General features: G+C 63.7%; 25 protein-coding genes. 11 read left to right on the forward strand and 14 right to left on the reverse strand.

Features of this window, described 5'->3' with window-relative positions; all coding sequences use genetic code 11:
• Position 1 precedes the first annotated feature (1 nt).
• The 4 genes from phnC to QF015_RS05080 are packed head-to-tail and all read left to right on the forward strand — an operon-like array spanning position 2 to position 3,032.
• Complete coding sequence (phnC, locus tag QF015_RS05065) at positions 2 to 802, forward strand: phosphonate ABC transporter ATP-binding protein (RefSeq protein ID WP_429387487.1); 801 nt, start codon at positions 2 to 4, stop codon at positions 800 to 802.
• Positions 771 to 1,634 (forward strand): phosphonate ABC transporter, permease protein PhnE, encoded by an 864-nt coding sequence (gene phnE / locus QF015_RS05070; protein ID WP_429387490.1) that lies wholly within the window; start codon positions 771 to 773, stop codon positions 1,632 to 1,634. Before phnC ends, phnE begins: the two co-directional genes overlap by 32 nt.
• Positions 1,635 to 1,645: 11 nt before the next feature.
• Positions 1,646 to 2,413: a tyrosine-protein phosphatase gene (locus QF015_RS05075; RefSeq protein ID WP_429387492.1), complete on the forward strand. Its 768-nt coding sequence runs from the start codon at positions 1,646 to 1,648 to the stop codon at positions 2,411 to 2,413.
• Positions 2,406 to 3,032, forward strand: a complete 627-nt coding sequence (locus tag QF015_RS05080; protein ID WP_429387494.1) for a TetR/AcrR family transcriptional regulator — start codon at positions 2,406 to 2,408, stop codon at positions 3,030 to 3,032. Before QF015_RS05075 ends, QF015_RS05080 begins: the two co-directional genes overlap by 8 nt.
• Here the strand turns inward: QF015_RS05080 and QF015_RS05085 are convergent, their stop codons facing one another.
• Positions 3,033 to 3,770 carry an ANTAR domain-containing response regulator gene (locus tag QF015_RS05085; RefSeq protein ID WP_310202006.1) on the reverse strand — a complete coding sequence of 246 codons (738 nt, stop codon included), beginning with the start codon at positions 3,768 to 3,770 and terminating at the stop codon, positions 3,033 to 3,035.
• Positions 3,771 to 4,039: 269 nt separating this feature from the next.
• On the opposite strand from QF015_RS05085, the gene QF015_RS05090 reads away from it, so the two are divergent.
• Entirely contained in the window at positions 4,040 to 4,489 is a 450-nt protein-coding gene (locus QF015_RS05090) for a hypothetical protein (protein WP_429387496.1), read from the forward strand.
• A 34-nt stretch (positions 4,490 to 4,523) separates the two neighbouring features.
• On the opposite strand, the gene QF015_RS05095 is transcribed toward QF015_RS05090, so the two are convergent.
• The 4 genes from QF015_RS05095 to QF015_RS05110 are packed head-to-tail and all read right to left on the reverse strand — an operon-like array spanning position 4,524 to position 8,412.
• Positions 4,524 to 5,546 carry a LacI family DNA-binding transcriptional regulator gene (locus QF015_RS05095; protein WP_310202010.1) on the reverse strand — a complete coding sequence of 341 codons (1,023 nt, stop codon included), beginning with the start codon at positions 5,544 to 5,546 and terminating at the stop codon, positions 4,524 to 4,526.
• A gap of 25 nt (positions 5,547 to 5,571) precedes the next feature.
• Positions 5,572 to 6,318 carry a cupin domain-containing protein gene (locus QF015_RS05100; RefSeq protein ID WP_310202012.1) on the reverse strand — a complete coding sequence of 249 codons (747 nt, stop codon included), beginning with the start codon at positions 6,316 to 6,318 and terminating at the stop codon, positions 5,572 to 5,574.
• A gap of 1 nt (position 6,319) precedes the next feature.
• Complete coding sequence (locus QF015_RS05105) at positions 6,320 to 7,282, reverse strand: PmoA family protein (protein WP_429387498.1); 963 nt, start codon at positions 7,280 to 7,282, stop codon at positions 6,320 to 6,322.
• 23 nt (positions 7,283 to 7,305) lie between these two features.
• A complete protein-coding gene (locus QF015_RS05110; RefSeq protein WP_429387811.1) occupies positions 7,306 to 8,412 on the reverse strand; it encodes a Gfo/Idh/MocA family protein in 1,107 nt (368 codons plus the stop codon).
• Between the two features lie 211 nt (positions 8,413 to 8,623).
• On the opposite strand from QF015_RS05110, the gene QF015_RS05115 reads away from it, so the two are divergent.
• Positions 8,624 to 10,975 (forward strand): glycoside hydrolase family 3 N-terminal domain-containing protein, encoded by a 2,352-nt coding sequence (locus QF015_RS05115; protein ID WP_429387500.1) that lies wholly within the window; start codon positions 8,624 to 8,626, stop codon positions 10,973 to 10,975.
• A gap of 41 nt (positions 10,976 to 11,016) precedes the next feature.
• A complete protein-coding gene (locus tag QF015_RS05120) occupies positions 11,017 to 11,517 on the forward strand; it encodes a GNAT family N-acetyltransferase (RefSeq protein WP_429387502.1) in 501 nt (166 codons plus the stop codon).
• Positions 11,518 to 11,633: 116 nt separating this feature from the next.
• Here the strand turns inward: QF015_RS05120 and QF015_RS05125 are convergent, their stop codons facing one another.
• Positions 11,634 to 12,323: a hypothetical protein gene (locus QF015_RS05125; protein ID WP_310202020.1), complete on the reverse strand. Its 690-nt coding sequence runs from the start codon at positions 12,321 to 12,323 to the stop codon at positions 11,634 to 11,636.
• Between the two features lie 54 nt (positions 12,324 to 12,377).
• Positions 12,378 to 12,878, reverse strand: coding sequence for a hypothetical protein (locus tag QF015_RS05130; protein ID WP_429387504.1), 501 nt, complete (start codon positions 12,876 to 12,878; stop codon positions 12,378 to 12,380).
• Positions 12,879 to 13,019: 141 nt separating this feature from the next.
• Between QF015_RS05130 and QF015_RS05135 the strand changes: the two genes are divergently transcribed.
• The 3 genes from QF015_RS05135 (at position 13,020) to QF015_RS05145 (ending at position 15,454) form a co-directional block, all read left to right on the forward strand.
• Positions 13,020 to 13,451, forward strand: coding sequence for a VOC family protein (locus tag QF015_RS05135; protein ID WP_429387506.1), 432 nt, complete (start codon positions 13,020 to 13,022; stop codon positions 13,449 to 13,451).
• On the forward strand, positions 13,448 to 13,954 hold the full coding sequence (locus tag QF015_RS05140) for a DinB family protein (protein WP_429387508.1): 507 nt from the start codon (positions 13,448 to 13,450) through the stop codon (positions 13,952 to 13,954). The genes QF015_RS05135 and QF015_RS05140 overlap by 4 nt, the downstream gene beginning before the upstream one ends.
• Before the next feature lie 162 nt (positions 13,955 to 14,116).
• Entirely contained in the window at positions 14,117 to 15,454 is a 1,338-nt protein-coding gene (locus tag QF015_RS05145) for an amidohydrolase family protein (protein ID WP_429387510.1), read from the forward strand.
• Here the strand turns inward: QF015_RS05145 and QF015_RS05150 are convergent.
• From QF015_RS05150 to QF015_RS05170, 5 genes are read right to left on the reverse strand one after another with little or no spacing between them, the layout of a single operon-like run.
• Complete coding sequence (locus QF015_RS05150) at positions 15,451 to 16,161, reverse strand: DUF624 domain-containing protein (RefSeq protein ID WP_429387513.1); 711 nt, start codon at positions 16,159 to 16,161, stop codon at positions 15,451 to 15,453. The two genes, QF015_RS05145 and QF015_RS05150, sit on opposite strands and share 4 nt — an antisense overlap.
• Before the next feature lie 8 nt (positions 16,162 to 16,169).
• Positions 16,170 to 17,834: an extracellular solute-binding protein gene (locus QF015_RS05155; RefSeq protein WP_429387514.1), complete on the reverse strand. Its 1,665-nt coding sequence runs from the start codon at positions 17,832 to 17,834 to the stop codon at positions 16,170 to 16,172.
• 5 nt (positions 17,835 to 17,839) lie between these two features.
• Entirely contained in the window at positions 17,840 to 18,709 is an 870-nt protein-coding gene (locus QF015_RS05160; protein ID WP_310202478.1) for a carbohydrate ABC transporter permease, read from the reverse strand.
• 56 nt (positions 18,710 to 18,765) lie between these two features.
• Positions 18,766 to 19,746, reverse strand: coding sequence for an ABC transporter permease (locus QF015_RS05165; RefSeq protein ID WP_310202035.1), 981 nt, complete (start codon positions 19,744 to 19,746; stop codon positions 18,766 to 18,768).
• Positions 19,746 to 21,833 carry a beta-galactosidase gene (locus QF015_RS05170; protein WP_429387516.1) on the reverse strand — a complete coding sequence of 696 codons (2,088 nt, stop codon included), beginning with the start codon at positions 21,831 to 21,833 and terminating at the stop codon, positions 19,746 to 19,748. The genes QF015_RS05165 and QF015_RS05170 overlap by 1 nt, the downstream gene beginning before the upstream one ends.
• A 438-nt stretch (positions 21,834 to 22,271) precedes the next feature.
• Here QF015_RS05170 and QF015_RS05175 point away from each other — a divergent pair, with 438 nt between their 5' ends.
• Complete coding sequence (locus QF015_RS05175; RefSeq protein WP_310202038.1) at positions 22,272 to 23,024, forward strand: ArsR/SmtB family transcription factor; 753 nt, start codon at positions 22,272 to 22,274, stop codon at positions 23,022 to 23,024.
• A 70-nt stretch (positions 23,025 to 23,094) separates the two neighbouring features.
• Here the strand turns inward: QF015_RS05175 and QF015_RS05180 are convergent, their stop codons facing one another.
• Together QF015_RS05180 and QF015_RS05185 are read right to left on the reverse strand one after the other, a co-directional pair.
• A complete protein-coding gene (locus QF015_RS05180; protein ID WP_429387518.1) occupies positions 23,095 to 24,087 on the reverse strand; it encodes a nucleoside hydrolase in 993 nt (330 codons plus the stop codon).
• 81 nt (positions 24,088 to 24,168) lie between these two features.
• Complete coding sequence (locus QF015_RS05185; RefSeq protein ID WP_429387521.1) at positions 24,169 to 25,629, reverse strand: MFS transporter; 1,461 nt, start codon at positions 25,627 to 25,629, stop codon at positions 24,169 to 24,171.
• Positions 25,630 to 25,737: the final 108 nt, after the last annotated feature.

Below are 25,737 nucleotides of genomic sequence, written 5' to 3' on the forward strand. Positions count from 1 at the left end.
CATGACACAGACAGAAAGCACGACGGCGGCACTCGCCCCTGCCGGGTCGCCCACCGTCCGGGCACGCCGGTTGCGGGTCCAGTACGGCGATCAGGTAGCGCTGGCGGGCATCGACCTGGACGTCTACCCCGGCGAAGTCGTGGCATTGCTGGGCCATTCCGGTTCCGGCAAGTCGACCCTCATGAAGACCCTCACCGGCATCGCACCTTTCACCGCAGACACGCTGGAAGTAGCCGGCCGTTCGCTAGCCCAGCAGAACGCGACCGGCCTGCGGGAGCTGCGATCCGACGTCGGGTATGTCTTCCAGCACTTCAATTTGGTGCCGCGGCTGACCGCACTCACCAATGTGCTCACCGGCGGGCTGCACTCGGCCGGGCCGTTGAACATGCTGGGCACGTTCAGCAGGGCGCAGCGGACCATGGCCCTGGAGCTGTTGGATCGCGTGGGGCTGGCGCACAAGGCCAAGCAGCCATGCCGGAGCCTGAGTGGCGGTGAGCAGCAACGTGTCGCCATCGCACGGGCCTTGATGCAGCAGCCGCGCCTGATCCTTGCCGACGAACCGGTCGCGTCCTTGGATCCACGGCTTGCCGGCACCATCCTTGGGCTGCTCCGCGACATCGCCCGCGAGGAACAGATCCCCGTGATCGTCAGCCTGCACGTCGTGGGTCTCGCCCGCCGCTACGCCGACCGCGTCCTTGGCCTGCACTCGGGCGAGCTCGTCTTCGCCGGTCCCGCGACCACCATCACCGAAAAGGAGGTGCACCAGATCTATGGAACAGACACTGAACTCCTCGAAAACTGAAGCCCACGCCGAGGCCCTGAAGACCATCAATACCAGCCTCCCCGAGGCCGACCGGCTCCGCCTGTCCCGTCCTTTCGGCCTCCCCACACCGCGCGGAGCCGCGCTTTGGGTGATCGTCGCCGTCGTGCTTGTCTGGGCCGGAATGGGCGCCGGATTCAACCCGGATAAACTCCTCAGCGGCATCCCCAACATGGGCAACTTCCTGGGCCGCCTGTTCCCGCCGACGTTCGACAAGTTCGGCATCATCATCAAGCTGCTCGTGGAGACCCTGCAGATGGCGCTCGTGGGTACGGTCATGGGTGCGTTGGCGTCACTGCTGCTGAGCTTCGGCGCGGCCAGCAACATCGCCCCGCGCTGGGTGTACACGTCCTGCCGGGCCGTGCTGAACGTGCTTCGCTCGATCCCTGAGCTTATCTTCGCGCTGATGTTCGTCTCCGCAGTAGGGCTCGGCCCGTTCGCGGGCATCCTGGCGATCGTGCTCGGCTCCGTTGGATCCATCGGCAAGGTCTACGCCGAAGCCATGGAATCCGTGCAACCCGGGCCGGTGGAAGCACTGACCGCCGTCGGCGCCAACAAGCGCCAGATCATCAGCTACGCCGTCCTGCCCCAGGCCGCGCCGCTGCTGGTCAGCTATACGTTGCTCCTCTTCGAAGGCAACGTCCGCGGCGCCACCATCCTAGGCTTGGTGGGTGCAGGCGGCATCGGCTTGGAGCTCACTACCGCCATGCGCATGTACGATTACGGACACCTTTGCGCCATCATCATCAGCATTGTTGTGCTGGTCACCATCATCGACCGGGTCAGCGCCTTCATCCGCGCCAAGCTCAGCTAGGAAACGCTCCTGTGGAAACTCTCGACCTCGCTCCCGTCAACCTGCGCGACCTGGGCGGCCTGCCCGTCGACGGCGGCACCGTCCGCCCCGGCGTGCTGCTCCGCAGCGACGACGTCTCCGTGATGCCGGCCGCTTTCGCACGGCAAATGATCGACGACGGCGTCACGTCAGTGATCGATCTCCGCTCACCTGAGGAAGCACTCATGACGGGTCGCGGCCCGCTGACCGTGCCCGGCGTGAACTACCACCACCTGGCCCTCACGGCCTCGGTGTCCTCTCCCGAGGACATCAGCCACGAGATCATGTCCTCCGCGACCACCCCCGCACAGGTGGGTGCTTGGTACGCAAACCTCCTGGAGACCCAGGCCCGGCAGCTCGCCCTCGGCGCGACGCTGGTGGCCATGGCCGACGGCGCCACCGTCTTCCATTGCGCGGCTGGTAAGGACCGTACGGGAGTGTTCGCCGCCGTCGTGCTTTCCGCTTTGGGAGCGACGCCGGAGACCATCTCCGCCGACTACGCCGTGACGGCCACCCGTCTGCCGCAGCTGTTCCCGCGGCTCCGCGCGATCATGGGTGGGCTCATGCCGGACGGGGTCCTGGACGAGGAAGCGATCAAAGGCATGGGAGCCATGATGGGTGCACATGCGGAGTCCATGGAAGCAATGCAGAACGTGCTGATCGAGAGGCACAGGAGTGTCCTGGAGCCGGTCCGCCGAGCAGGGCTGTCCGACGCGACCATCGCGCAACTGCGTGAGCGTTTGGTGGTTGCCGATGCCTGACACCGGGGCTGTCGCGGCCGTCGTTGAGCGGCGACCCGGCAGGCCCCGCGACACCGCCTTGGAATCCTCGGTCCTTGCGGCCACCGTGGAACTTTTGCTGGAGCGGGACACCCGGGACGTGACGATCTCGGCGATCACCGAACGTTCAGGCGTCAGCCGTGCTGCCCTGTACCGGCGGTGGAGCAGCCGCGAGGAACTGATCGCCGCCGCCCTGGACAGCGTTCGATCCCGCATTGGTTTCAGACGCAGGGCTAGCACCCTGGAGACGATCCTCGCCTCGTATGAAGAAGCAGCGATCGACGTCCAGGGCCGGGTGGGTGCGCTGGTGAAGAAGCGTGTGGCCATGGGCCTGGAGAACGACGATCTCCGCGCCCTGTCCTGGAACCGGCATGTGTCGCGGCGTCGTGAACCCATTGCTGCGGAGATCCGCCACGGCATCACGTCCGGTGAGCTTTCACCGGACGTGGACGTCGAAGCGATGATCGACCTCATCAACGGGTTGTACTACTACCAGTTCGTGGTGCGGCCTGCGGCGTCCGATGCTGCTTCCAGCGCCGCCACGAGGGAACGGGTGCGCAACGCCGTGAAGATGGTGTGGGAAGGGGCGCTGCGGCGGTAGCTACTCCTCGAAATGCGTCGTAATCTTCCCCGACGACACAGCCGCGATGATCGACTTGGCCAGGTGCCGCAGCTTGATATTGCGGTTGCTGGAGGCCGTGCGCAGGATGGCGAAGGCCTCGTCCTGGCTGCAGTGGTTCTGCGCCATGATCGCGCCGACAGCCAGGTCGATGACCGTTCGGGACTCCATGGCGGCTGCGAGATCGTTCCGGGCGTCGCTGAGTTGTGCGATCTTCAAGGCCAGGCGCAGGGATTTGGCAGCATGCGACGCGAAGACCTCGGCATGTTCAATATCGGACTCGCTGAAAGCGTTGGTCCGCTCGGAGTACAGGTTCAGGGCGGCCCGGGTGTCGCCCTCCACCAACAGCGGAACACTAAGAACGGACCGCAGTCCTTGATTTGACGCAGCCTCGACATATCCCGGCCAGCGGTGCTCACAGAGGAGATCCGGGACCAGGACAGGCGTCAACTTGTCCATGGCGGTGAGGCAGGGGCCCTCAAAGTCATTTTGGAGTTCATCCATGACACGGGCGCGGTCATCGCTGCTGGCCGCAGTGGCTGACTTCTTCCTGCGCAGGACGGTGATGCCGCAGAAAACGGGACCATCGGAATGCGAGAGACTCTCTGCCGAGAAGGCTGCGAGATCCGTGAGGAAGGCCTCGACATCTTCGCTGCCCAGAACCAGATCCAGAAAATATCCGTTCTGCAGAGCTTCCTGCTCGGGGCGGGGGTTAACCATATGAAAGCGTTCCTACTGACTGAAATGCGTCCCCAGCAGACAGCAAAGGAGCGTAAATTGCCGCCCTCTGCAAAACGGTCTGGAAATACCTTAGCGCCCAACGATCCACGGTACAAAGTGCAGCGCGAACGGTCTTGACCTGCGGTTACGCAACCCGGAAGAGGCAATTTTGTCAACCCCTGCACGGCTTTCACATCACCAAAGAAGTAAGTAGGCTTACTATGCAAGCTGGCCCGGTAAGCGGGCCGTTCGAGCAAAGGAGTCATCTCATGGGCGTCGAAGACAGCATCCGCAAGGCCACTGAAAACGCGATGGAGGACCTCGCCGGCACGTCCAAGCCGGTGAATGACCAGCAAGTCCCGGAGCCCGGTGAGAAGGACGACGACATCCAGGTCCACTCGTCCATCAGCGAAGGCTCCAACGCCATGGACGAGGACCTCTCCCCGGACAAGCCTTCGGCAGGCGCAGTGACGGGGTCAGCCGCGGGGACAGCTGGAGACGCAGCGACGGGGTCAGCCGCGGGCGCTGGCCAGAGCCACAGCGATGCTGACACCCCCGACGCCGACACCCTCCGCGACGACGAAGCGGACGCTGACGTTCCGACTGCCTCCGGCGACGTTTCCGGTCCGGCAGGACTCCCCGAGGGAGACCCTGACGATCTGCGTGCAGACCCCTCCGAGGGCGGCGGCGACCCGTCGACCAGCATGGGCCGGGGCTAAACCCGCGATCTGACCGGCAACGGCGGTTCGGGCCCTAGGCGGCCGGCGCCGCCGTCGAGCCCCTCACCACCAGCTCAGTCCCGAGTTCGATCCGCTGCGGCAACTCCTCGTCGCCCTCCAGGTGGCGGAGCAGCGCACGCATGGCGGTTTCGGCCATCTGCACCACAGGCTGGCGGATGGTGGTGAGGCCGGGCTCGATCCATTCCGCGGCAGGGATGTCGTCGAATCCGATGATCGAAAGGTCCTCCGGGATGCGCAGCCCCGCCGAACGCGCTGCGCGGTAGGCGCCCAGTGCTTGGGCGTCGTTGCCTGTGAAGATCGCCGTGGGCTTCTCCGCCAAGGAGAGCAGGGCTTCAGTCCCGCGCGCACCGGACTCGGTAGAAAAGTCGCCCGGGACCATCAACGCAGGATCTGACTCGACGCCGGCACGCCGCAGCGCCGCCAAGTACCCGTCCTCGCGGGCACTGCTGCACTGCAGATCGTCACGGCCGCCGATCATGCCGATCCGCGTATGGCCAAGTTTCAGCAGGTGTTCGGTGGCCGAGAAAGCACCGTCCCAGTTCGCAGCACCGACGGTCATGAGGTCCGGGCCCGGCTGCCCCACGGGATCGATCAGGATCACGGGGATGCCGAGGGACTTGATGCGCTGGATCTGCTTCGAGTCCAGTTCGTAGACGGCGAGCAGCACGCCGTCGGACTTTCGCTCAGCAAGGTTGGCCAACCACGGGCGGATCCTGGACCCGTCCAGAGACAGGCTGCTGACAACGGTGCCGTACCCGGCTTCCTGGGCGACGCGCTCAACGCCTTCGATGATCTCGCACGCCCATTCAGAGCCCATACCCGGGAACACGAGGTCAACGAGCCCGGCTTTCTTGCTCCGTTTGGCGGGTCGGCGGGCGTAATCGCGTTTGGCGATGATCTCTTCAACCCTGGCGCGAGTGGCTGCCGCGACGTGGGCATGGCCGTTGAGGACCTTGGAAACCGTGGGAACGGAGACACCGGCCTCCCGGGCGATCTCGCTGATCGTTGCCCGCCCCGAGTCCTGCTTGGTCACCATGGATCCCCACCTTTCCGGCCGGGAATCACAGCCCGACGTTTGCAGTTTCGGAAAGTTCCCACGCCTGGATCCGGCCGCACATGCCGTAAATCCTGCGGGTTTTCCGTTCGCCCATCGTAGTCCTCGCATCCTGCATGTAGAAACTTTCCATGGATTCGAGAGATGTCAGCTGCTGGTCGGTCACTCCAGCCTGCCGCTCGGCTCCTGCGGCCAAGTACCCGCGCCAGGTTTCGGTTTTGCCGTTCACCAACCGCGCTGCCGACGCATGGAAATCGGCGAGCGCGGAAACACCGGAAGCCTGCACGGCAGCTTTCAGCGCCAGATACCCTTCCACCGCCAGGTCACGACGACGGCGCGCGGCCGCCTCCGCCGCCACGTCGCCGCCGTCGGCGTTCTTCGACGGGAGCGCCGCCGCGCGGGCATACGCGGCAGGGTCCACCAGATGCTCCGGCGGGAAGGTCATCACGGCGTCGCCATTCTCCGGCAGCCCGGCGTTCTGCATGACCACCAGCACCCTGAGGTCGCCGGAGTCGTTGATGGCGCGGTGGATGGTGCCCGGCGTAAACCAGACCACCGTCCCGGGAGCCAACGCAGTGGAGGTGAAGCCGCGGGAGTCGAGGGTCTCCAAGCGGCCCGTCCCTTGCTGCACTACGTAGGCCTCCGTCGATGCCGTGTGCAGATGCGGCGACCCGCCGGCCGTGCCATCCGCATCAGGCCAGTCGTAGATACTGACCTCGGACACCGCCGTGGCACCCGGAAACGATGTGCACATCTCAGGCCCAGGCATCCAGGGCGGCTTTGGCGGCGTCGGCGAGCGCAGCGGCCCTCTGGTCTTCCAGGGAACCGTCAGCAATCACGACGGCGTACCGGTAGGTCAGCGGCTGTCCCTCCTTGAGCGGAACTACTTCGCTGAAGAACGGTGCGGACCCGAGGCAGGCAAACATGGACGAGCGGGCGAACCACTGGTTGGAGGCGCCCGGGTTGGTTTGGTCCTCGACGAACAGGATGCTGGACTTCCGGCAGGTGACATCGTGTTGGCCGGTGAAGGCGATCCACGGAGAGCGGGTGCCCATGAACTCGTCGCCACCGCTCCCGGCGTCCGAGCGGAATTCGCCGCCTGTGAAGGATCGTGGTCCGCGCCAGAACAGTCCGCCGTAGCCTGCGTTGTCGCGGCCCTCCGTGGTGGGGCTGCCGATGCCGATCTCCGCGCCGGAGACGTTGCTCATTTCCGTCTCGAACAGGAGGGCCCATGCCTTTCCGCCCGGCAGGGGCTGGATGCTGAAGCTGCGTTTCTCGGCGATGAGCGGCTGTCCGTCCTGCCCCGGCCCGGCGGGCTGGGCCGTCCAGAGCAGGGACTCCCTGGCCGTAATCCCCGTACCGGATTCTTCGATGCTGGTGAAGGCCTCATGGTTCATGGCCCCGTTGTTGTCCAGGTTTGAGTAGCCGGTCTCCCGTGCATAGGTGGCTCCGCCCCAGAAGTTGTGCTCTCCAACGTTCGGCAGCGCCCACGACAGTCCTTTGTGCCACACGTGGTCCCACGGCCTGTAAATGGTGAGGTCGTCGCCTTCCAAAGTGGTGAGCGGGTGGAAATAGGGGCGGGGGCTTTCGTATTGGTCGTCTGTGGGACGGTACGTGTAGGTGGCGATCTGCTGGTCTCCGACGGTGAACGTCAAGGAGTGGCCGTTGTCTGTGTAGCTGACGGTTTCGGTCATGGCGGTCTGGGCGGTGGTGGTCATCAGGTTCTCCGGTTGGTGTGGGTTCAGGCGCGGGCTGTGGAGGCCAGGACACGGGTGCCGCGACCCTCACCGTCCATGCCCTCATAGAAGGCGTGGCCGGGGACGATGTCCCCGCGTCGCACGGATTGCCCGGTGAAAGCCGAGGCGTAAATCGCGGCAGCGAACTCCAGCGTTTGCCGCGCTGAGTCCGCGTCGGCTGGAAGCGGCAGTCCGGCGTCGAGCGCGTCATACATCGCGAGGAACTGCGCGGAGTGACCGCTGCCCCGCTCCAACGACTGGGCGGACCACGCCGAGGAAACGGCGTCCTCGTGTCCGGGCGCGGCCGTGATGGTCCAGTCTTTGGTGCCGTAGCCGTAGAGGTGGCTGAGTTCGATAGTGGCGAACTCGCAGTCGACGCGGATGTCCGAGGTTTCCCGCGGCGAGAGCAGGGAGTTGATGACAGTGGCGGCGGCGCCGCTCTCGAACCGGACCAGCGCAGCGGAGAAGTCTTCGGTGGAGGTGGCGCGGGCTTGCCGGGAGGCGATGGCGTTGACTTCATCCCACGGGCCGAGCAGGTGGAGGAGGAGATCGAACTGGTGGATGCCGTGGCCCATGGTGGGTCCGCCGCCTTCGGCCTTCCACGTGCCGCGCCACGGGAGGTCGAAGTACTCATCCGGCCGGTACCAGAGGGTGTCGCAGCGGGCAACGAGCGGGCGCCCAAAGTCGCTGCCGCCGATCAGTGTGCGGGCCGCAGCCGAGGCGTCGCCGAAGCGATGTTGGAAGACGCACGAGAACTGCGTGCCGCCCTTCGCCCGGGCGTCGTTGAGTCGGTCGAAGTCGGCCAGGCTCAGTGCCGGCGGTTTCTCGGACAGGACGTGGGCCCCGGCTTCCAGGCACTCGATCGCTTGGTCAATGTGCATCATGGGCGGCGTGCACAGGTGCACGATGTCCGGCTTCGCCTCGGCCAACAACTCCGTGAGGCTCTGGTATCGCCCAGCGATTGCATGGTCATCGGCGAAGGCCTGCAGGCGCGCCTCGTCGACGTCGCACGCGGCCACCACCTCCGCCCGGTGGTCGGTGCGGGCCAGATTGGACGCATGGACTGCAGCGATCCCGCCAGTGCCGACGATGGCGACTTTGTAGATGCGCATGGTGAGGTTCTCCGATGGGGTTGGTGTGATCATTTCCGAAAGTTTCTTATTGCATCGGGCGGCGCCTGGGTGCCGCTCTCGCAACATCGCCGCTTCAGTGCTCCACGCTATGAAGACCCAAGCGGCGAAGTCAAGGGTTTCTGACTATGGAAAGTAATTGAATGTTTCTGATAGTTTCTAAAAATCATCAGTAGAATCCAAGGAGAAGCCTGTGAGCACCGGCGCCGCCGACCAGCAAGCACTTGCCCGCGTTCCAGCGTCGGACGTCGTAGAGCACCTCATCCGCGACATGACCCTCGAGGAGAAACTCGCCCAGCTGGTGGGAGTATGGGTCAATGCCTCCACCGACGGCGATTCCGTGGCTCCGCTGCAAAGCCAGATGGCGGGAGACACCCGCACGTGGGACGGCATTATCGCCGACGGGCTCGGCCAGATCACGCGCATGTACGGCACCGTCCCCGTGGAACCGGCCGAGGGCGCGCGCCGCCTGGCCGCCGCCCAGGAGCAGATCATGGCCGCCTCCCGCTTCGGTATTCCCGCTCAGGTCCACGAAGAGTGCCTGGCCGGCCTGGCAGCCTGGAAGGCCACCGCGTTCCCCGTTCCGCTTGCGTGGGGCGCCACTTTCAACCCGTCCCTCATACGGGAAATGGCGGCCCGGATTGGCACGGGCATGCGGTCCTTGGGCGTCCATCAGGGCTTGGCTCCTGTCTTGGACGTGGTGCGCGATCTCCGCTGGGGCCGAGTAGAAGAGACCATCGGCGAGGACCCCTACCTCGTAGGAACAGTCGCCACCGCCTACGTCCAGGGGCTGGAGTCCACCGGCATCGTCGCCACGCTCAAACACTTCGTGGGCTACTCCGCCTCCCAGGCCGGGCGCAACCACGCGCCGGTCTCCATGGGTCCCCGCGAACTCGCTGATGTCATGCTGCCGCCGTTCGAAATGGCGATCCGCCACGGCGGCCCCCGTTCGGTGATGCACGCTTATACCGACGTCGACGGCGTACCGACCGCCGGGAACCGCGCCCTTCTGACCGGGCTGCTTCGCGGGAAGTGGGGCTTCCCCGGCACAGTGGTGGCCGACTACTTCGGCATCGCCTTCCTGGACGTCACGCACGGTGTGGCGGCAGATTCAGGTGACGCCGCCGTGCTGGCCCTAAGCGCCGGCGTCGACGTTGAACTTCCTACGGTGAACTGTTTCGGCGAGCCGCTGCTGAGGCGGATTCGTGAAGGGGCGCTGGATGAGTCCGTTGTTGACGAGGCACTGCGCCGGGTCCTGACGCAGAAGGCCGAGGTTGGCCTGTTGTCGCCTGACTTCTCTCCTGTCCCCGAGGCGCTGTCCGGTCCAATCGACCTTGATCCGGCTGAGAACCGTGCGTTGGCCCGGGAACTTGCCTCCCAGTCCCTGGTGCTGTTGAGCAACCGGGAGTTTGACGGACTCCCGGCGCTGCCACTGGCTGCCGCTTCGACCGGTTCGCTGGCTGTTGTCGGTCCGCTGGCTGACGATCCCTTTGCGATGCTGGGCTGCTACTCCTTTGATGCCCATGTTGGAGCCTCGCACCCTGACGTGCCGATGGGTATTTCCGTTCCTTCCGTTGCGGGGGTGGCGGCTGCGCGGTTCGGTTCCGTGGCCACTTCGGTTACCGGCAACTGCGAGTCAGCTACGGAGGAGCAGATCGACGAAGCGTGCCAGGTGGCGTCTTCCGTGGACACCTGCGTGGTGGTGGTTGGCGACAACGCAGGTCTCTTCGGCAGGGGCACCTCAGGCGAAGGGAACGACGCAGCAGATCTTCGTCTCCCCGGCGACCAACACCGGATGCTGGACCGTGTTCTGACCGCGTGTGCTGAATCCGGGACGCGTGCCGTAGTGGTGGTATTGAGCGGGCGACCCTACGCGTTGGGTGACTTCGTGGATCGAGTCGACGCGATCGTCCAAGGTTTCTTCCCGGGCGAAGATGGTGGCGAGGCGCTCTGGGACGTGCTGACCGGCGTCGTCAATCCCTCCGGAAAGCTGCCCGTCTCGGTGCCTCGATCCCCGGGCGGCCAGCCCGGCACGTACCTGCATTCCAAGCTCGCCGGCCCCAGCGGCGTCAGTGCGCTGGACCCGTCGCCGTTGTTCGGCTTCGGGCACGGATTGTCCTATACGACGTTTGAGTTGTCGGGGCACCAATGCAGCACACCGACGATGTCGACGTCGGACTCGGTCACCGTCAGCTGCACGGTCACGAATACTGGCTCCCGTAGTGGCGCAGAGGTGGTGCAGCTGTACTTGGAGGATCCGGTGGGCGAAGTGGTTCGTCCCGTCCGCGAGCTGATCGGCTATGCACGGGTTGAGCTTCCAGCCGGGGGTTCTGCCGAGGTGGAGTTCCTGGTCCATGCCGACCGCACGTCCTTCACCGGGCTGGACCTTCAGCGAGTGGTGACGCCGGGTTTGGTGAAGCTGCACGTTTCCACGTCGAGCACCTCCGATGCTGCCTCCCATGAGGTGATCCTGCACGGACCACGGCGGGTGGTGGGGTTTGAGCGGGAGATGCTGACGCCCGTGGAAGTGCGGGCTACGGCGTGACCGGGCGCTCTTGTCCGCTCTGCTGAAGGTAGGCTGCGGACATGCTCCCCCACCCGACGGACCGGCTGCGCTTCCGCGAAATGACCCCCGCTGATCTCGACGAGATGGCGTCACTGCTCGGCGATCCCGCTGTGATGACGTATTACCCGGCGCCCAGGACCCGGGACGAAGCAGCAGCCTGGATCGAATGGAACCAGGCGAACTACGCGCGCCACGGGTACGGATTGTGGATCGTGGAAACGCGCGACGGCGGGTTCGTGGGCGACTGCGGGTTGACGTGGCAACAGGTCAACGGGCGGTCCGAACTCGAGGTCGGGTACCACGTCCGCTCGGACCTTCAGGGGCGCGGATATGGGACGGAAGCGGCCTTGGCATGCCTGGATTTCGCTCGGAACGAGGTGGGGGTCGCCCTGCTCGTGGCCATCATCCACCCCGACAATGCGGCCTCACGCCGGGTCGCCGAGCACCTGGGGATGCGGGCCCTTGATGACGACACCGGCGGGTCGGCTGTTCGGACCGTGATGGGCGTGGAGTTGGGCTAGTTCGCGTAGCGTCCCACCCCGTTGACTACAGGAAGGTCCAAAATCAGTCTATATGGGTTGCACTTCGCTCTATCCGGGTTCAAAGCAGGTCAGGAAGCCACGGCTAAGAGACGTCGTCACGCGAATCGAACGTCCGTGTCCGGGTCCTTGCGGGTGTCCAACATGCTGACAATCTTGCTTTCCAGCGCAGCAACCGTCGCCTCCGGGAGAACGATCAGTCCATCGAGTTCCTTGCGGGCACGCTTGTAGGCCGTCTGCCGTTCAGCGGGGGTGGCTGCGGTGTCTTCCGCGATGCGCAGGAGTTTCCGCGCAGTCGCCAGCCGTTGCCGTTCGGGGCCGCTGAAGTTGCCGTCCTTGATACGCCGGGCTTCCCGCTCAGCGACATCAAAAGCGAGTTCATAGCTGTGGACGGCCGCGCGGTACTCAGCCAGCCGGGCCGGCGTCGAAATGTCTTCGGGTGCTGCGGGCCGCAAGCCGTCGGCCTCTTTCTTGGCGCGAAGGAAGGCTACCGTGAGCGGTTCGCGGACGTCCGTCATGAGCGGGAAGTCAATGAGGTTCCCGACGTCGAGCTCGTAATCAAGCCATCTGTGGTTCACGGAATCATGGGCCTCAATCAGGGAAACGACTTCCGCCTGGTTGGCTTCTTCGTGCACAGCCAGCTGGTTTTTCAACTTCAGCAACTCCACCTTGCGGCGGTGACGTTCTTCGCTGGCCTTGGACCACGACCGCGCCCAGCCACCAGCCATGCCGCCGATGGGAAAGATGAGCCACCAGTAATGACCAAGGAAATCAAAGAGGGGTTCCACTGCTCCATCCTCCCACCGGCTGGAACCGAGGCTCAACAGGACTGGCCAGGTTGGCTACTTCGTGATGGTGAGCGGCTTCATCGGTTCAGCACAGGACGCCCGCTCCAGCTCTCCGTCGCTTGAGTGGGCGCGGTTGTTCGTGCCCGTGTCGTCACACCAGTCGACGCCATGGGGCTCCGCCTTCACTGCCATGACACCTGAGGCAGTCTGCACCGGAACTTCAGCAGTGAACGTGAACCCGCCCGCATCCGTCATCGGAGCCGTGGTGTTGAGAACGTCTGCCCCGGCCGCATCCGTGAAAACTATGTGCACCTGCGCATTGGGGCCATAGCGGGGATTGCAGGTAGCCTCCGGCGCCGAAACCGTCACCGTGTCACCACGCTTGGCGAAGGACGGATCCACGTGGTATTCGGGAGGCGAGCAGGGCAGCGATCCCAAAGAAGGGCTGCACCCAGCAGCTGCCATCGTGAGGAACGCCGCCAGCGTGATGAACCCCGCCGGCCCCGGAAGCCACGACTCCACGCCGCGTGACGTGGGCTGCGCTCGTTTGGCCATGACTTCATTGTTGACGTTTTCCCCTCATCAACGATCACCCTCAGCAGGAATGGCACCCAAATCGTTGCAGGGCCCCCGGCCGGCGCCCCCGGGCCGCCCGGGGCGAGTGCCGCCGTCGTACCCTCCCGCTAGGCTTCCTCTATGGACCAGCGATTGCATTTCCTCACCTTCGCCACACCGGACCTCGACGCTGCACGAGCCTTCTACAAGGACGGCCTTGGATGGGATCCAACCATGGACGTTCCCGGCGAGATCCTCTTCTTCCAGATTGCACCGGGACTGATGCTCGGCCTGTTCGACGCCGAAAAGTTCGAACAGGACCTTGGCACCTCCTCGCCGGCACAGGGTGTCAGCGGAGTGACGCTTTCGCACAACGTCGGCAGCCCGGAGGAGGTTGCCGGCACCATCGATGCCCTGGTCGCCGCGGGTGCTTCGGTGGTGAAGCCGGCACAGGCGGGCGCTTTCGGCGGCATCTTCCATGGCCACGTCAAAGATCCGAACGGCATCGTCTGGGAGATCGCCCATAACCCCGGCTGGAAAATCAACAACGACGGCACGGTGGTTTTCGGATGAGCATGCTGCCGGAGACATTCGCCGACGACGTCATCAACCAAAGTGCCCGAATACAATTCGAGACGTTCCTGGACGAGCACCGCCGGGGTCTCAACGCCAGTTTGGATGGCCTCACGGAAGAGCAAGCACGACGGCGGCTGGTCCCCTCCCGCACGACGCTTCTGGGCTTGGTGAAGCATGCCACCTTCGTGGAAAAGGTGTGGTTCGACGAAGCGATCACGCGCAGGTCCCGTGCCGATATCGGCATCCCCGCGACGCCGGATGAGTCGTTCATCCTGGACGACCACGACACCATCGCCAGCATCCAGAAGGCCTACGCCGAGGCCTGCGAGGCCTCCAGGCAAGCGGCCGCACCACTGGGGCTCGACGACCTGGTGCTCGGAAACCGCCGTGGCCCGCTCCCCCTCCGCTGGGTGTACCTCCACATGCTCCGCGAGCTCGCCCAACACTGCGGCCACGCGGATATTCTGCGGGAGCAGGTCACCAGGGAGACGGCACCCTAAGAATGTCGGTCTTCCCCAAGCTGGCATACCAAGCGTGCCAGTACTTCGCTAGATTACGGACTATTGCTTGCGTCACACCCCAAAATTGGGGCATTCTGGAATACCAAATGCTTAACCGCAGTCAAGTAGCGGCCCAGCAGCTCGTTCCCCAGGAGTCCAACAATGTGCCTTCACGATCACACCTCAGCACCCAAACCCCAAGGTGAGTTGCCCCGCCGAGGCATCCTCGCCGGGGCTGCAGCACTGGCCGGGATCTCCGTGGCCGGCATCGCCGCGCAGCTGGCATCAGCACCGGCAGCCCTTGCGGACAACACACAGTCGGGTCCGAACTACCCCGGCCGTCCGCTGACCGTCCAGCCGCTCATTATCGAGGGCGGAACAGTGGTGGACCCGAAAACCGGCGATGCTGTGGCAGACGGAGTGGTGGTGCTCGAAGGCGGCAAGGTCACCGCCGTCGGCACCCGGGACGAAACACGCAAGGCTGTTGCCGCCGTCGCAAACCGTGCACGGAGACTGAACGCTTCGGGTAAATGGGTCCTTCCAGGACTCGTCGATGCCCACGTCCACGCCAACGCACTGGCGGACGCCCGCGCCCTCCTGCAAGGCGGAGCCACCAGCGTACGCAGCGGCTCGAGCACTTTCTATCAGGACATTGCCCTCGCCGCGCTGCCCTCGTGGGCTCCCGGCCTCTCACCCAGGATGACTCCGGCAGGACTGTTTATCTCACCCGATCAGGGAGATTCGCTCCTTGCTGATCCGGATTTGGCGCCTTTGGCGACACTCAGTGGCGGGGTTAAGGAGCCGCAGGACCTCGCCTACCTGACCCGCATCAACCTCAAGCGCGGCGCCGAGGTCATCAAGACCCGCGCCAACCCGCGGGCTGGCATTCCCGAACAGGATCCACGCGAGTTGGTTTACAACGTGGACCAGATCGGTGCGATCGTCAAGGCAGCCAAGGGAGCCGGAGTCCTCTGCCACGCCTACAGCGCCGAAGGAATCGATGGCGCCGTCCGAGCAGGCGTGCGCAGCATCGAGCATGGTGTCTTCATGACGGAAAAGACCATTCAGGAGATGGCCCGGCGCGGCACCTTCTTCACACCCACCATGGACGCCATCACGAGTATGGCCCGCTCCACCAACCCGATCCTGGCCGCCCGCGGAACGGAGTACACGCCTATCCTTCAAGCTGCCGTGCGCGCAGCCAAGGACGCCGGAGTCACGATCGTGGCCGGCACCGATTCCTTCGGAACGGATGTGACGCCGATCGGTACGGAAGCGCGCTTGCTCGCGGAAGCCGGGCTAACCCCTTTGGAAGCATTGCAGGCAGCCACCACCAATGCGGCGCGTTTGCTGGGACGCGGCGAAAACGTTGGGCGCTTGGTGCGCGGTTCCATGGCGGACGTCGTGGTGGTGGATTCGGATCCCCTGACCGATGGCTCTGCCTTGGAAAAGGTCAGCACAGTCATCGCCCAAGGTGCTGTGGTGCGCACCAGCCTCTAACCCACCGGCGAGGAAGCGGCCGCGGAAACTTTTGCGGCAACGGTGAACTTTTCCTCCACGAACGCCAGCAGCGGCCGGGAGTTCATGCACAGCAGGTAGAGCAGCAGGCCGACGGCAAACAGCATCAGCCAGACACTGGTGGAGATCAGCACGAAACCAGCAATGAAGAGAATCCCCACGTTCCCGAGCGCTACCCGCTTCCGGGCACCAAGGCTGTAGATGGATAAGCGGTAGATGTCCACGGTGCGGAAATTGAAGCGGGCAAGCAACATCATCGCGTGCAGGGCAGCTGTGCTGACCAAGAGGCCGAGCCCCACCAGCCCGATCCGGGCAGCAACCGTTTCAGGACTGCTGCCCGGCAGGCTGGTGAGGTTTGCGCCGATGACTGCAAGGAGGGCGGCGTAGGGCAGCCATACCGCCAAGGCCTGTCCAAAATTGCCCCGATAGGACTTCACGAAGTCGTGGAAAACCCCCCTGTCCTCACGGGCGGGAAGCCGGTTGAAGGCATAGCAGCAAGCCACAACTGAGGGTCCAACCAGGACGAAGCCCAGCAACGCAACTGGACCGACCAGACCAGCCAGCAACGGCATGAGCACTACCAGCGCATTGGCCAGCACCAGCAGCGCTCCGCCCACCATGACCCCGTACACCAGGCCGGCCACCTTGAACAACGGACCGGACCCGTATTGTGTGTCCTTCGCAGCCATCGGAAGAACTACTTCTTGTCCGCGTAGGCCTTGTACGCCTTGTTCGCCAGGTCGACGTATTTCGTCTGGCCCTTGCTGTCGAGTTCCTTCACGTAGGCGTCGAATTCGCCCAAGGCGCGCTGCCCGGTGATGAATTTGAGGGTGTTCTGCTTGACGTGGTCCTTGAGCGGGGTGAGCGCCAGGGTCGCCTGCTCGCGGTCAACGTCGCTGAAGGGGACAGGCGGAGCAACCGGACGCGGCGTCTTGGACTTCATGGCTTTCTGGAATGCCAACTCTTCCTCGTTAAAGGTTGAGTGCAGCAGTTCGGTGGCGCCGCCGTAGGCGAAGTTTCCGCCGGAGAATCCGTAGTCCACCCGCAGGTCTTTGGTGCCGGCGGGATTGAGTCCTTGGAAGTTGATGTCGGCCGCGAGTTGACGCTTGCCGCCGGACTTGGTGAATGTGGTTCCTTCCACTCCCCATTTGGAGAACTCCTGCCCGGCGTCGCTGTAGAACAACCAGTCGATGTACTGGATGAGTGCAACGAAGCTGTCCTTGTCCTTGACGGACGAGTTCAGCATGATGCCGTTCTCCAGCCGGGTTCCGCCAATAATGTCTCCGGCCGGCCCACCGGGAACCGTGATCTTGCCGATCTCAAAATTGCCCTTACCCAGTGACTGCTCCATCGAGGTGCGGTAAGTGATGACATTCTGCGAGTTGGCACTGATGACGAACGACTTGCCGGAGACGAACTTTTGGGTGGCGGAGTCGTCGGTTTGGGTGAAGCTTTCCGGATCCATCAGTCCCTCGGAAACCAAGGAATTGAAGTACGTCACCAAGTCCTTGAACTTCTCCGATCCGGCGGCGAAGCTGAACTCCTTCTTGTCCTCGTCGAACTGCAGTCCGTCCACGAGTCCCCATCCGGCCACAGTCCCGAAAGCAGCGCTGGCGATGTTCAGGACACTGTCGCCCTTGAAGCGGTCCGAGTACGGCACCACATCCGGGTAGGCCTTCTTGAGTGCGCGCAGCACATCACGGAATTCGTCCCACGTGGTGGGCTCGTCGAGCCCTTCCTTCTTGAGCACGTCCTTGCGGAAGCAGAGCGAGTAGTCGGGCCACAGTTCCTCATGGAGACCGGGCAGGACGTAGTACTTGCCGTCCTCCTGGGTCAGTGCTTCAATCTCCGGTTCGAGCTTCCATTTCTTGACCTTCTCCTGGAAGTGCGGCATCAGGTCCACGTAGTCGCTGACCGCCAGGACAGCTCCGGCCGAAACGAACGCAGCTTCCTGCCCCGGGTAGGTCTTTGCGATGATCTCCGGCGCGCTGCCAGAGCTGATGAGGAGGCTGCGTTTCTGTTCGTAGTCGCTGTTGGGCACGATGGTCGGTTCCAAAGTGACGTTGTTGTCGCTGGCCATCTTGGTGAAGAGCAGCCAGTCCTTCTTGTACGGGTAGGTGGGCTGATCAGAGAAGAGGAAGGTGAACGTCAACGGCACCGTCGCCTTGAATGTGTCACCGACGTTGAAGCTGTCCATCGCACCGTTGCGGGACTTGGACGTATCCACCTTTTCGGTGGTCTCGGCGTCGCAACTGGTCATCATGAGTCCGATAGTGACAACGGACGCGAGTCCAAGAAAGTCGCGCCTACGGAATTCTGGCCTGCGGAGCTCGGGTTTGTGGATCATTGGGTGTCCTTTCATAAGGGTTATTCCTTGACGGAACCGAGCATGACGCCCGAAAAGAAGTACTTCTGCACGAAGGGGTAGACGCAAAGGATGGGGATGACGGTCAGGACGATGGTGACCGATTGGATGTTGGCGGCGATCTGGCCGACGTTCTCCGCTGTTCCGCCGGCTGAGCCTGCTGTGGTGACTCCGGCGATCATGTTGCGCAGGTAGATGGTGACCGGGAAGAGGTCCGGGTTGTCGAGGTAGAGGAACGCCTGGAACCAGGAGTTCCAGTTCGCCACGGCATAGAACAGGACCATGGTGGCCACGATTGCTTTGCTGAGCGGCAGCACTACCCGGAACAGGACCCCGTACTGGGTGAGCCCGTCAATCGAAGCCGCTTCTTCCAACTCGCGGGGCATGTTCTCGAAGAACGACTTCATGATGAGCAGGTTGAACACGCTGATGGCGTTCGGCAGCACCACGGCCCAGATGGTGTCCCGCATGCCCAGGGAACTGATGAGCACGTAGTTGGGAATCAGCCCGCCGTTGAAGAACATCGTGAACACGGCGAGCCCAATGAACACACTGCGTCCCTTGAGTTCCTTCTTGGCGATGGCGTAGGCGAACGACGTGGTGAGCACCATGGATATTGCAGTCGCCACCACCGTGTACAGGACGGTGTTGCCGTAGTTGTTCCAGAAAGTCGAATCGGCCAGGATCAGCTTGTACGTCTCGGTGTTGAAGCCCATCGGGAACAGGTTGACCTGCCCGGCGTTGATGAACCCTTCGCTGGAGAACGATTGGGCAATGATGTTCAAGAACGGGTACACCGTCAGGAACACCACCAGCAGCAGGAAGACCAGGTTGAACGCCCGGAAGACCCGCATGCCGCGTGAGACTTTCATGTCTTTCAGCAGGACGCCTTGGGCGGCGCCGCCCTTGATGGCAGTAGCTGTCTTGTTCACCACAGGCTCGTTCCTGCGACGCGCTTGGAGATCGCGTTCGCTGAGAGGATCAGCGTGAGGCCAATGACGGATTCGAACATTCCGATCGCGGCCGCGTAGCTGAAGTTGCTGGATTCCAGGCCCACCCGGTACAGGTAGGTGGAGATGACGTCCGAGGTTGCGTAGTTGAGCGGGTTGTAGATGAGGAGGATCTTCTCGAAGCCCACCGCCATGAAGGTGCCGATGTTCAGGATCAGCAGCGTGATGATGGTGGGCCTGATGGCGGGAAGCGTGACGTGCCAGGTCTGCTGCCAGCGGTTGGCGCCGTCGATCCGGGCCGCCTCGTACAGGGACTCGTCCACGCGGGTCAGCGCCGCGAGGTAAAGGATCGCGCCCCAGCCCATGGTCTGCCACACCTCGGAACTGATGTACATGGGCCTGAACCAGCCGGGATCCTGCGTGAAGTTCACCGTAGTGCCGAACAGCGATTCCGCGATCTGGTTGACGGTGCCGTTCATGGAGAAGTTCTGCAGGATCATGCCCGCGATGATCACCACGGACATGAAGTGCGGCAGGTAGGCCACGGTTTGAACGAACTTCTTGAACTTCTGCGACCTCAACTCGTTCAGCATCAGCGCGAAGATGATGGGCATCGGAAAGCAGAAGACCAAGGTCAGGACACCAAGGATGATGGTGTTCTGAAACGCTTGCCAGAAGCTGGGGTCGTTGATGAACAGGGTGATGTATTTGAAGCCCACCCACTTCTCACCGAATATGCTGCCGCCAGGCTGGAACTGGCGGAAAGCGATCACGTTGCCTGCCATCGGCAGGTACCTGAAAATCAGGAGGTACAGCAGGGGAAGCGCCAGCAGTGTGTACAAACGCCAGTCCCGTTTGAGGGCCAGCTTCCAGCTGCCGGGCTTGTCGCGCCGCTTCTTGGAGGTGCTTGATTCAGTGCCGGCGACGGCCTTGGGCGGAACATCCAGTCGCAATGCCATCAGTCCGCCTCCTGTCCCGCAGTTTCGTCCGGAATTTCGTCCAGGATGAGGACTCCGTTGGCAGGGAGCTCAACCAGCCCCGTCACCGCGCGTCCGCTGATGCGGTCCGTGCCGCCGTCGAGCACGTCCACGCTGGACGGTGCGTCGTTGTGGTTGAGCACCATGAGGAAGCTTTTGTTGGTGCCGTCAGCTTTGGCGCCGGTACGACGGCGGACCTGGACTCCCGCAGGTGCCTCCAGTTCCGGCTCCACTCCCGCCGCGCGGAGCTCGTCGTCGAGGAGCTTGTTCAACAATCCGTCGTCAACCCGTGCCGACAGATACAGCGCAGTGCCTGAACCGAAAGCGTTGCGGGTCACGGCCGGAGCGCCCGCCAGCCGGCCCGAAGAGTAGCTGGCCAGCACGTCCGCCGTTTCGGCATGCAGATGCTCAGTCCAGTAGCTCGCCGAGGAGGTGCCGCCGTCGGGTGTTGAAAGCTTCACTTGCTCACCCTCTCCGGCGAGCGGGTGCATTTCCTCGCTCCAGGCGCCAAGAACGTTCTTCAGCGCGCCCGGATAACCGCCCAGCCGGATGGTGTTGTTGTGGTCCACGATGCCGGAAAGGTAGGAAACCACCAGCCGTCCGCCGTCGGCCACATGGTTTTCGAAGCGGCCGGCCGCGGCGTCCGTCAGAAGGTACGACGCCGGCATGATCACCAGGCTGTACGCGGAAAGGTCGCTGTCGGCATTGACGAAGTCAACGGTGACATTGGCATCGAACAGGGGACGGTAGAAGCGCAGGACTTCCTGCGCGTAGTCCAGGTCCGAGCGCGGCGAGTTGCCAAGCTCCAGCGCCCACCAGCAATCCCAGTCGAAAACAATGGCCACTTTGGCGGTGGATCGCGTTCCCGTCACCTCGCCCAAGGCCTTGAGTTCCTGGCCGAGCTCGCAGACTTCGCGGAAGATCCGGGTGTTGGGGCCGGCGTGGTTGACCATGCCGGAGTGGTAGCGCTCAGTTCCTCCTCTGGCCTGGCGCCACTGGAAGAACAGGATCGAATCGGCGCCCTGGGCTATGGCCTGGTATGAGCCGAGGCGCATCTTGCCCGGAAGCTTGGAGACGTTGATGGACCATTGGCTGACGGCGCCGGTGGCTTGCTCCATCACCATCCATGGCTGGCCCTGGCGCAGCGAACGCATGAGGTCGAAGTTCAACGCAGCAGCGATGTGGGCGTCGTCTTCGCGCGGATCCGGGTAGATGTCCAGTGCAGCAGCGTCTTCTTCGGCTGCCCAGGCCCAGTAGTCGATGGTCTTGTAGAAGCGCATGAAGTTGGTGAGGATCGGCAGGTCCGGGCTGTGGCGGCGGAGGACGTCGCGCTCGGCCTTGAAGTGTTCCAGCATGCTGTCCGAGGTGAAGCGATGGAAGTCCAGCCGGCGTGACGGGTTGGACCAGGTGCGGGGTTGGGCAGGCACGCGGACCTGGTTCCAGTCGGAGTAGAGCTGGCCCCAGACGGCGGTGCTCCAGGCATCGTTGAGCTCATCCAAGGACGAATACTTGTGCTGCAACCATTCCCGGAACGCCTTCTCAGCCCACGGACCATAGGACACAGGTCCGTACTCGTTGCCGACGTGCCACATCCGCAGCGCAGGATGGCTGGCGTAGCGCTCCCCCATTTTTTCTGCGAGGGCCAGTGACTTGGCGCGGTACACGGGGTGGGAAACGTCGAAATGCTGCCGGGATCCGAAGCCGAAGATACTCCCGTCGGGCCGCTCCGGCATGATGTCCGGGTGCTGCTCCACCAGCCAAGCCGGTGGGACGGCGTCCGGAGTTGCCAGGTCCACCCCGATGCCGTGCGTATGCATCAGGTCCATGACGTCGTCCAGCCAGCCGAAGTCGAAGATGCCGTCGCTGGTTTCCAGTCGGCTCCAGGAGAAGACCGCCAGCGTTACCAGGTTCACCCCGGCCTGCTGCATGAGCCTGGCATCCTCTGGCCACACTTCCCGTGGCCATTGCTCGGGGTTATAGTCCCCGCCGTAGGCTATCCCGCCTATTCGTTGGTGCAGTTGCTGGAGCCGCGCCTCGGCTGTCCGCAAATCCTCAGGGTGGATGGTCATCGTTGTCCTTCACTCGGCTTCGTCGCCCCACATCACTGTGCGACGCACATCACAGTGAGAAACTATCGTAAAGTTTACGCAATAACAACAGATGAGTATCGGAAACTCATGAGTAACAAAGCGTGCGGAAAATAGCCCAACGACGCCTGATCTCCGGAGTTTCACAGCAGCTGTTGCCAGTCACAGCAGGCTAAATCGAGCAACGAAGTGAGCAAGTTTCCGAGGTTGAATGGAAACTATCGGACCGCTGTCGTGGTGACCTGCGAGATGCCGCATCACACCTGGAGCGCGGGAAAGCTGCGGAATCGCCGGAAAGGGACGGCGATTTCGCAGCGTTCCCACGATCTCGGCGCTCCGCCCCCAGGCCACGGACACCGTGAGGGCAAAGCCGGCCCAAAATCGTTGACACGTGACCAAACAGTCACCTATTCTGAACGCATGGACACCGTGTTCAAGGCCTTGGCGGACCCCACCCGCAGGGAGTTGCTGGACGAACTGTTCCGGGAGGACGGCCAGTCCGCGTCCGCTTTGGGAGCCCGGTTCGAGATGACCCGTTTCGGCATCGCCAAGCACCTCAAGCTGCTGGAAGATGCGGGATTGGTGGTCACCCGCCGTCGGGGTCGTGAAAAGCTGCACTTCCTGAATCCGGTTCCCATCCGCCTCATCCACGATCGCTGGGTGAGTAAATACGCAGAACCATGGGCCGCTGCCCTCAGCGACCTCAAATCCAGATTGGAAAGTCCCATGGAAAAGATCTTTGAGATTTACATCAAGACCACTCCGGAACGGCTTTGGGAAGCCATCACCGACAGTGAGATCCGCAGCAAGTACCAGTTCGGGAACACGTTCACGTCGGACTGGACCCCGGGCAGCCGCTTCGAGATGCATAACGTCAAGGCCGATGCACCCCTCGGCGAGGGTGAGAACATCGAAGTCGATCCCCCGCGCCGGCTCGTCCAAACCATGCGTGCACTCTGGGGCGAGGACGTGAAGGCAGAAGGAACATCGCGGATCACCTGGGAGATTGAGCCCGTCGGCGACTCGTGCCACCTCACCGTCACGCACGACCAACTCCGCGAAGGCGCCAACGACCAGCTCTACGGTGGCTGGCCGATGATCCTCTCCGGACTCAAGACCTGGCTGGAAACCGGCGAGAAGCTCACCACCCCCGGCTCGCTCATGTACGCATAGACGCCTTAAACGCAGACGACGACGGCGGGCCGCTGCCGCCGTCGTCGTCTGTAGTTCAGTCTCCCGCAGGTCAGGCGACGGTCGACGCCACCTGCTCCTCGGTCAGCCAGGCTGCCTGCAATGTGCCCAGCAGGTGGGGTGCGAAGTCCTCGCCGATTTCCAGCACTACACGGCAACGCGCACCACGCTGGTCCGGCAGGCCGACATAGAGTCCGCGGAGATCGCAGACGGTCTGTCCACGTCCGGGGCCGTCAGTGGTGTCCACCTGCACCCGAACGGTCGGTGCCACGGTGAGCTCCACTCCCCTGACGGCGATGGCTGCGGCCAATGGATCGTGCATCGCCGAACATGCCCGTCCGAAAATGTCGACGTAGAAGCCGAAGTAGTAGCCCAGCATCTCACCGAGCGCCTGCGACACCGGGTGTTCGGAGGCATGGAGCTCCTGCCGGTGGTTCTCCTCCAGGACATTGGTCATGGTGACGTCCAACGGAACCATGGTCACGGTCCAGTCGGCCGCAAGGACTTCGGCCGCGGCCTCGGGGTCGTTGGCGATGTTGGCCTCCGCCACGGGCGTGATGTTCCCGGGGGCCAGTGCTGCGCCGCCCATGATGGTGACCTCGGCGATGAGCTCAGGAAGCCTGGGTTCCAGGCGCAACGCCTGGGCGATGTTCGTCAGCGGTCCGATGGCCACCAAGCGCAGCTCCCCGGCGTACTGGTGTGCCAGCTGGACCAACAGTTCTGCGGCCGTTGCGTCGACCGGTTCGCGGTCGGATGGAACCAGGTCCACTCCGCCGATGCCGTTGTCGCCGTGGACGTGCGGGGCGCCGCCGTGGAAAGTGCCCACCTGCGGATCGTGCGCACCGATGGCTACGGGGATGTCCGGGTGCCCGGCCAGGTTCAGCAGGTCCAGGGTGTTACGGGCGCCGCCGGCCGCACTGACGTTGCCACTCACTGTGCCGATACCCACGAGGTCCGCCTGCGGGGAGGCCAGGAGGTAGGCGAGGGCGAGGGCGTCGTCGATGCCGGTATCGCAGTCAAGGAAGAAGGGGGCGGGCTGGGTCATGGTCTCTCTTTTCGGGATGCAGCGGCTGCTGTGGGTAAGTAGTAGGTGGTGGCACGCGAAGCTGCGCGCCGGCGTCGTGCGTTAGATCTTTTCGCCCTTGGGAGCCGCGATGAACAGGCTGACGATGAAGGCCAAGGCCGTGATGGACACTGAGATCCAGAGGGCCGTGGAGTACCCGGCTGCGGTGCCCTGGCCGGCGAACGGTGCAACAACCACGACGCCGAGGCTCGCCCCGATGCCGAAGGAGGCACCGTTGATGCCCGGCAAAGCGGCCGGTGCTTCCTTGGGCGAGAGCAGCACGGACAGGCCGTTGATGGCCGTCAGGAAGAAGCCGTTGTAGAAGATGCCCAGGGCAGCGATGGCGATGAGGACCGCGATCTGGTTGTGGGCGAAAAGAGCCGCGACGATGGCGCAGGCGAGACTCGTGGCCGTGCCGACGCGAACGGTCTTAATCCAGCCGCGGCGGTCGGCGATCCACCCGGCGAGCGGTGCCGCGAAGACGCCGATCAGCGCGGCAGGGGTGAGGAACAGCAGGGCTGCGACCGAGGCCGAGAGTCCAAAACCGTTCTCCTTGTCCTGGCTCAGCAACACCACGGTGAAGTTGATGATGGCGAAGATTCCGGCGAGTGTCAGCACCGTGGTCGCGATGACCGGCCAGACCTGGCGCGAACGAAGGTGGTGAACGGCGACCAGCGGCGTTTCGCGCTTCTTTTCGATCAGCCAGAACGCCGTGAAGGAAGCGATGCTGCCGGCGAGCAGGGCGAGGGCGGCAGGCGAGGTCCAACCAGCTGAAGAACCGGTGGAAACGAAGTAGGTGATGAAGACCAGGAACACGGACAGGGAGCCTGCACCCCACCAGTCCATCCGGCCCGGGGCGACGGCGGACTTGCCGCCGGGGACCACTTTGATGACACAGATTGCCGCGATCACGGCCAGTACCAGGACTGCGACAAAGATCGACTGGAAGCCCAGGGTCTCTGCCATGAGTCCGCCGAAGTAGCCATCCACGCCGCCAACACCTCCGTTGATGGCGGCGATGATGCCGATGGAGGTGCCGAAGAGCCTGGCCGGCAGGTATTCATTCAGGACGATGTAGGAGAGCGCGAAGATAGCGCTGGAGACGCCCTGCAGGAAGCGGCCGGTGACCAACAGCGGCAGGGTGGGCGCGAAGATGCACAGCACCGTTCCCACGCCCATGATGGCCAGCACCAGCAGGAGGGCATTGCGGCGGCCGATGAAGTCGCTCCACCGTCCGATCACAGGGCCGGAAATGGCGCCGGCCAGGAAGAACATCGACTGCACTTGGGCCACGGCCTCGGGGGTTTCGCCGAAGAAGGAGCCGATGTGCGGGAGGGCCGGGGTGATCATGCTGGCGTTGAGCTGGAAGGCGAGCACAGCCAGGACCAAGGTGGTGATCAGCAGGGCTGCGGCTTTGCCTTGGAAGCGGCCTTCGTCAGTCTTGGTGCCGGCTGTTCCGGTCTCAGTTGCCGTTGGGGCCAGCGGGTCTGCAGCCTGCCGGCCGGTGGCGGTGGGGATGTTCACATCAAACTCCTTTGTCCGAGGGCGCGGGGCGGCGCCACGAGATGTGAGTTGTTATACAAGCATGTATTACGAGCTTGTGCAACCTATCACAGTCATCCGGTACAGTAT

Source organism: Paenarthrobacter sp. TE4293 (assembly GCF_050435325.1).
Lineage (GTDB): Bacteria > Actinomycetota > Actinomycetes > Actinomycetales > Micrococcaceae > Arthrobacter > Arthrobacter nitroguajacolicus_C.

Coding starts and splice junctions, on each gene's coding strand:
- phnC (WP_429387487.1), top strand. CDS start 2: ATGACACAGACAGAAAGCACGACGGCGGCACTCGCCCCTGCCGGGTCG.
- QF015_RS05145 (WP_429387510.1), top strand. CDS start 14,117: ATGTGCCTTCACGATCACACCTCAGCACCCAAACCCCAAGGTGAGTTG.
- QF015_RS05170 (WP_429387516.1), bottom strand. CDS start 21,833: ATGACCATCCACCCTGAGGATTTGCGGACAGCCGAGGCGCGGCTCCAG.
- QF015_RS05105 (WP_429387498.1), bottom strand. CDS start 7,282: ATGACCACCACCGCCCAGACCGCCATGACCGAAACCGTCAGCTACACA.
- QF015_RS05120 (WP_429387502.1), top strand. CDS start 11,017: ATGCTCCCCCACCCGACGGACCGGCTGCGCTTCCGCGAAATGACCCCC.
- QF015_RS05095 (WP_310202010.1), bottom strand. CDS start 5,546: ATGGTGACCAAGCAGGACTCGGGGCGGGCAACGATCAGCGAGATCGCC.
- QF015_RS05165 (WP_310202035.1), bottom strand. CDS start 19,746: ATGGCATTGCGACTGGATGTTCCGCCCAAGGCCGTCGCCGGCACTGAA.
- QF015_RS05175 (WP_310202038.1), top strand. CDS start 22,272: ATGGACACCGTGTTCAAGGCCTTGGCGGACCCCACCCGCAGGGAGTTG.
- QF015_RS05080 (WP_429387494.1), top strand. CDS start 2,406: ATGCCTGACACCGGGGCTGTCGCGGCCGTCGTTGAGCGGCGACCCGGC.
- QF015_RS05150 (WP_429387513.1), bottom strand. CDS start 16,161: ATGGCTGCGAAGGACACACAATACGGGTCCGGTCCGTTGTTCAAGGTG.
- QF015_RS05180 (WP_429387518.1), bottom strand. CDS start 24,087: ATGACCCAGCCCGCCCCCTTCTTCCTTGACTGCGATACCGGCATCGAC.
- QF015_RS05085 (WP_310202006.1), bottom strand. CDS start 3,770: ATGGTTAACCCCCGCCCCGAGCAGGAAGCTCTGCAGAACGGATATTTT.
- QF015_RS05130 (WP_429387504.1), bottom strand. CDS start 12,878: ATGGCCAAACGAGCGCAGCCCACGTCACGCGGCGTGGAGTCGTGGCTT.
- QF015_RS05140 (WP_429387508.1), top strand. CDS start 13,448: ATGAGCATGCTGCCGGAGACATTCGCCGACGACGTCATCAACCAAAGT.
- phnE (WP_429387490.1), top strand. CDS start 771: ATGGAACAGACACTGAACTCCTCGAAAACTGAAGCCCACGCCGAGGCC.
- QF015_RS05135 (WP_429387506.1), top strand. CDS start 13,020: ATGGACCAGCGATTGCATTTCCTCACCTTCGCCACACCGGACCTCGAC.
- QF015_RS05090 (WP_429387496.1), top strand. CDS start 4,040: ATGGGCGTCGAAGACAGCATCCGCAAGGCCACTGAAAACGCGATGGAG.
- QF015_RS05110 (WP_429387811.1), bottom strand. CDS start 8,412: ATGCGCATCTACAAAGTCGCCATCGTCGGCACTGGCGGGATCGCTGCA.
- QF015_RS05100 (WP_310202012.1), bottom strand. CDS start 6,318: ATGTGCACATCGTTTCCGGGTGCCACGGCGGTGTCCGAGGTCAGTATC.
- QF015_RS05160 (WP_310202478.1), bottom strand. CDS start 18,709: ATGAAAGTCTCACGCGGCATGCGGGTCTTCCGGGCGTTCAACCTGGTC.
- QF015_RS05155 (WP_429387514.1), bottom strand. CDS start 17,834: ATGAAAGGACACCCAATGATCCACAAACCCGAGCTCCGCAGGCCAGAA.